Here is a 4,636-nt window from a genome sequence, read left to right as displayed (position 1 = left end):
CGGCGCGGTCGGCGCCGAGGCCGTCCCCGGCCGGTACGCGGCCGACGGATGCGCCGCGGACGGCGTCCTGCAGGCGGCGACCCGCCACGAGTCCCACGCCGAACGTCCCTCTCCCTCCGGGCAGTTCGCGACCCTGCCCGACGCCTCTGCCGCACCGTGCCGCCTCGCCCGGCCGGCGGCCCCGCCGCCCCCGGCGGTCTTCCGGGCCCGCCCCGGACCGGCCGACCGCGGCCGCGCGCCGCCCGCGCCCTCCGGTACCTGACCCCTTATCCCTTCCCCACCGCGGCCGCGCCGGCCGCCGCCGCGGTGTGCCCGCCGGAGGCCATGCCGTGATCCGCTCTGCCCGGGTGAGGGCCCTGCTCGCCCTCGCCGTGACCGCCCTGTCCCTGTACATCACCCTCACCGTGCCGGTCCGACTCGGACTCGACCTGCGCGGCGGCACCCAGATCGTGCTCGAGACCCGCCCCACCGCCACCACCCCGGACGCCGCCGGGGCCACCGACCGCACCCTGGAGGTGCTGCGCGGCCGTATCGACGCGCTCGGCGTCGCCGAACCCACCCTGCAGCGCTCCGGCGACAACCGGATCCTCGTCGAACTGCCCGGCGTGCAGGATCCGAAGAAGGCGGCCGACGTCCTGGGCCGCACCGCCCAGCTCACCGTGCACCCCGTCTCCGCCGAGGCCGATCGCCCCGGCGACGCCCCCGAGTCCCGGCCCGAGCGCGCCCGCGAGCGCGTCCTGCCGGACGAGTCCGGCCGGAACCTGCGCCTCGGAGCCGCGGCGCTGACCGGGCAGGACGTCAAGGGAGCCGACGCCCGCTTCGACCAGCACAGCGGCGCCGGATGGCACGTCACCGTCGACTTCGACGCCTCGGGCCGCGCGTCCTGGGGCGAGCTGACCGGACGGGCCGCCTGCCGTCCGCCGGGCGACCCCGCCCGCCGCATCGCCCTCGTCCTCGACGGGCAGATCATCTCCTCGCCGCAGGTCGATCCGTCGGTGACGTGCGGAACCGGCATCACGGGCGGCAGCACCCAGATCACCGGCTCCTTCACCGCCGACGAGGCCCGCGAACTGGCCCTGCTCATCAACGGCGGCGCCCTGCCGGTGCCCGTGGAGACCGTCGAGCAGCGCACCGTCGGTCCCACCCTGGGCGCCGAGGCCATCACCGCCGGCGCCTGGGCCGCCGTCATCGGCACCGCCCTGACCGCGCTGTTCATCATCGCCGTCTACCGGCTCATGGGCGCCCTCGCGGTGCTCGCGCTGGCCGCGTACGGCCTGATCTCGTACGCCGCGCTGGCCGCCCTGGGCGCCACCCTCACCCTGCCGGGCCTGGCCGGGTTCGTCCTGGCCATCGGCATGGCCGTCGACGCCAACGTGCTCGTCTTCGAGCGCGCCCGCGAGGAGCACACCCGGGGCCGCCGCTCCAGCCCCCGCTCGGCCCTGACCGCCGGATTCCGCAACGCTTTCAGCGCGATCGCCGACTCCAACATCACCACCCTGATCGCGGCCGGCCTGCTGTTCTCCCTCGCCTCCGGACCCGTGCGCGGCTTCGGCGTCACCCTCGGCATCGGCGTCCTCGCGTCCATGATCAGTGCCCTGGTGGTCACACGGGTCCTCGCCGAACACGCCGCGTCCCGCCCGTGGGTGCGCCGCCGCCCCCACCTCACCGGACTGGCCACGGCCGGCCGGGTCCGCCGCCGCGTCGAGCGTTCCCGGCTCCGGCCGATGCGCCGGCCGCGCCGCTGGCTGGCCGTCTCCGCGGCGGCCCTGGCCCTGGCCGCCTCGGGTATCGCGGTCCGCGGCCTCGACCTCGGCGTCGAGTTCACCGGCGGCCGCCTGATCGAGTACACCACCACCCGCCCCGTCGACCCGGAGCAGGCCCGCGCCGCACTCGCCGAGGCGGGCGTCCCCCGAGCCGTGGTCCAGTCCTCCGGCGACAGCAGCCTCACCGTGCGCACCGGGGAACTCACCCACACACAGGCGGACGGCGTCACCCGCACCATCGGCACGCTCGGCGGCGACACGGACAAGGTCCGCGACGAGTTGATCGGACCCAGCCTGGGCGACGAACTCCGCCGCAACGCGCTCCTCGCCCTCGGTGCGGCCCTCACCGCCCAACTGCTGTACCTGGCCGCCCGCTTCCGCTGGCTGTTCGGCACCGCCGCGGTCGCCGCCCTCGCCCACGACGCCGTCCTCCTCGTCGGCGTCTTCGCCTGGCTCGGCAAACCGCTGGACGGGGTGTTCCTCGCCGCGCTCCTCACCGTGATCGGCTACTCCGTCAACGACTCCGTCGTGGTCTTCGACCGCATCCGGGAACTGCGGCGGCGCGACCGCGCCACGCCCCTGCCCCACCTCGCCGACCGGGCGATCCTCCAGACCCTGCCCCGCACCGTCAACACCGGGGCGGGCGCCGCCCTCATCCTCAGCGCCCTGGCCGTACTCGGCGGGGACACCCTCACCGACTTCGCCCTCGCCCTGCTCATCGGCCTCGCCGTCGGCACGTACTCCTCCGTCTTCACCGCCACCCCCCTCGCCCTCGAGATCGACCGCCGTACGCCCCCGCGCCGGGGCGCGGCACGTGAGGCTGCTGCCCGGAGCCGGGAGCGCCGGCCCGGGGAGTCGGTACCGCACGGCTGACGCGGGACCTGCCGGCCGGAATGAGGAAGGCCGGCCGCGGCAGGGGGTGCCGCTTCCCGCCCGCCGGGCGCACCGGACGCCGGGAACGACGGGCCCGGCGCGGATGCCTCCCGCGCCGGGCCCGAGTGTCCTGCCGGGTCCGTGGTCCCTTACGAGTGCTGCCGCGGCATGCCCGACAGGGTCGTGGACAGTACGGTCCTGCCGTCGGCTCCCGCCTTCACGGAGGAGGCCAGGGGCAGATAGGCCGTGACGTGCTTCCCCTCGGTGCGGCGCACCACGGCGACCCTGCTGCTCACCGTGTGCACCAGCCGCATGCCGTGGCCGCCGAACCGGCTCCAGTCCCGCTCCCTCAGCACCGGTTCCTCGGCGAGGGCGTCCCACACGGTGATGGCCAGTTCGTCGTCCGACAGCCGCAGGTTCATCCCGCACGGACCGGGAGCGTGCCGGATGGCGTTGGTGACCAGTTCGCTCACGGTGAGTTCGGCGTCCATGGCCAGGGGGGCCGGGACGGGGGCGCGGCCGGTGCGCCGGGCATGGAGGAGAAAAGCTCGCAGGGCCCTGCGCGCGATGCTCGCGCAGGCAGCACCCTCGGCCCACGCCGCACCGAAGTGCAGTGCGACGCGCTCGTCCCTGCCCCGCTCATCCGCCTGCTTCATAAGCGGGATGACCATGAGGGCCTTTCCTTGACGTTGATCGCCGTGGTCTTGCTTTCGTGCGTCTACCCGCGCGGGGGCGGCGCACGCAGTGACTCTCGCCCCGCGTGTCTCCGGCCCTTCGCGACAGCAGGGGAGCCTGCCCGGGGGTTCACGACTCGGCGCCTGCCGGCCCAGGGCCTGCGGCCCAGCCGTCCGGCGCGCGGTCCCAGGGGCGGGGGCCGCTGCTCCGCGACCACGCCCGGAGGGTCTCCCCGTCCACGCACACGATCCCGCACTGCTCGGCGTACTCCAGCGCGGGTGCGGTGAAGTCGCTCGTGGTGACCACCACGGCGACGTCGGCCTCGTGGACGGTGAAGCACGTGCCGCCGAACCGCTGGAGGTCCTGGGAGCCCACCCTGTTCGTGTCGCCGTACTGCTTGCACTGAACGACGATCCGGCGCCCGTCGGGGGTCACCGCGACGACATCGGCACCCAGGTCCCCGGCACCCCCCACCACCTCGACGGCGGAGCAACCGTCGCGCTCGCACAGCGCGGCGACAGCGCCCTCGAACTCATCGGGCGTCAGGGCGTCGTAGTCCGTGGTGATCTCCACGGCCGCACGCGGCGGGGGAATCACCGGCGCCTCCAGCACGTCGGCCGCCTGCCGCGCCGCCTCGTCCAGCGCCGCCGCGGCCCGGCGCGCCGCTCTGCCCACGCGCCACCGGCGCCCCAGGCCCCCGAACACCGCCACACCCAGCACGACCAGGACGAACACCCAGCCGGGCCGCCGCTCGACGGCACCGGCCACCATGCGGGCCGCGGCGCCCAGGGCGCACACGACCACGGCGAGCAGGACGAAGAACATCGCCGTCGAGCGGAGGTCGAACCGGTGCGGGTGATATCCGGCCGGCGTCCGGCGCGCGGGTGTGGTCAACTGAGGCCCCCCTTGTGGACGTTGAGAAGATCATTTCCACCGTCTGCCCAAGATCAGGGCGTTCAACGTCCCCACCGCGCCACCGGTGACCCGGCAGCAGCGCTTTCGCCGGGGGAGGCGGGCGAAACGGCGGGGGAGGGGCGTCCGCCCGACCCGGCCGGCAGGTCTCCCGTCAGCCCGTGACCTCGTCCAGGAGCTGGGGGCCGTTGTTGCGGGTGTTGTTGACGGCCGTCGAGACGGGCCGGGCGTCGAGGTGGCCGTCCGCGGGCCGTGCCAGCAGGGCACGCAGGGCGTCGGTGTCCTCATGGCCGGGGTCCAGCCACGCGTCGTAACGGTCCGGGGGGTGCCTCTATGTCCTTCGTCAAGCGAGTCGAGGGCTCCTCGGCTCGTAGAAGGTTCCGTCGCGGAGCATGGCGAACAGGACGCTGATG

General features: G+C 74.9%; 3 protein-coding genes and 2 pseudogenes. 2 read left to right on the top strand and 3 right to left on the bottom strand.

Going from position 1 to position 4,636, the window contains the following annotated elements; translation table 11 throughout:
* Together ABZY20_RS37030 and secD are read left to right on the top strand one after the other, a co-directional pair.
* Window positions 1–262: pseudogene (locus ABZY20_RS37030) on the top strand (hypothetical protein); the annotation flags it as partial.
* 67 nt (window positions 263–329) lie between these two features.
* Window positions 330–2,636: a protein translocase subunit SecD gene (gene secD / locus ABZY20_RS37025; RefSeq protein ID WP_356447908.1), complete on the top strand. Its 2,307-nt coding sequence runs from the start codon at window positions 330–332 to the stop codon at window positions 2,634–2,636.
* Window positions 2,637–2,785: 149 nt separating this feature from the next.
* Here secD and ABZY20_RS37020 read toward each other — a convergent pair whose 3' ends face one another.
* From ABZY20_RS37020 to ABZY20_RS37010, 3 genes and pseudogenes are all read right to left on the bottom strand, one after another.
* A complete protein-coding gene (locus tag ABZY20_RS37020) occupies window positions 2,786–3,307 on the bottom strand; it encodes an ATP-binding protein (RefSeq protein ID WP_356447906.1) in 522 nt (173 codons plus the stop codon).
* 133 nt (window positions 3,308–3,440) lie between these two features.
* Window positions 3,441–4,136, bottom strand: a complete 696-nt coding sequence (locus ABZY20_RS37015) for a restriction endonuclease (RefSeq protein WP_356447910.1) — start codon at window positions 4,134–4,136, stop codon at window positions 3,441–3,443.
* A gap of 241 nt (window positions 4,137–4,377) precedes the next feature.
* Window positions 4,378–4,545, bottom strand: a pseudogene (locus tag ABZY20_RS37010) (SOS response-associated peptidase); the annotation flags it as partial.
* Window positions 4,546–4,636: the final 91 nt, after the last annotated feature.

The sequence above is a fragment of the Streptomyces sp. NPDC006624 genome (assembly GCF_040611555.1).
In the GTDB taxonomy this organism is placed as follows: Bacteria; Actinomycetota; Actinomycetes; order Streptomycetales; family Streptomycetaceae; genus Streptomyces.
This window is presented reverse-complemented; position numbering and strand designations above follow the sequence as displayed.

Bases quoted from the DNA above. Each gene is read 5' to 3' on its own strand.
- ABZY20_RS37020 (WP_356447906.1), bottom strand. From the start codon at position 3,307: ATGGTCATCCCGCTTATGAAGCAGGCGGATGAGCGGGGCAGGGACGAG.
- ABZY20_RS37015 (WP_356447910.1), bottom strand. From the start codon at position 4,136: ATGTTCTTCGTCCTGCTCGCCGTGGTCGTGTGCGCCCTGGGCGCCGCG.